This window comes from Helicobacter sp. T3_23-1059, from assembly GCF_053654515.1.
The window spans coordinates 1-491 of record NZ_JBSIUV010000237.1 but is presented as its reverse complement, the minus strand read 5'-3'; the positions used below and the strand labels follow the sequence as shown (position 1 = coordinate 491).

The following is a 491-nucleotide window of genomic DNA, read 5'->3' as shown; positions in this document are numbered from 1 at the left end:
CAAGGTAAACCACTTTAATACCACTATTATACCCAAACAACCTTAAACCACTTTAATACCACAAGGACTTGGAATCCCTGCAATGTTGTTAGGACAATTTAATATAGGCGAGTAAAGCAAATCAGATTCTAGCATTATAGGTGAATCTTTGTGGGTTTTATCTTTTGTCATTGCTTTGATAGATTTGCCTAAATTGCTTTTTAACTTCACTTGTCCTCCGTGAATACATTTTAGCTCATCGCATTCTAATATGGGACAAAGAAATGCGGTGCTAATGGTGGGTGTGTTAGATTGTTGCTGTGCTTTGTTTCTTTGATTTATTTCATTTTCTTTAATTTTATTAGATTCTTTGCTTTTGCATTCTAGTTTGATATTTAGGCTAGAATCTAACAATGAATAATTTAAGATTTTAAGTTTATGATTGTTTAGAAATATTTGGAGGGTTTGATTTGTGGGATAGATTTTGGTTGTGTTGTTTGTTTGGGTGGAAT

General features: G+C 32.4%; 1 pseudogene. It reads right to left on the bottom strand.

Annotated elements, in window-relative coordinates:
• Nucleotides 1-42 precede the first annotated feature (42 nt).
• A pseudogene (locus ACWIX0_RS14230) lies at nucleotides 43-491 on the bottom strand (hypothetical protein); the annotation flags it as partial.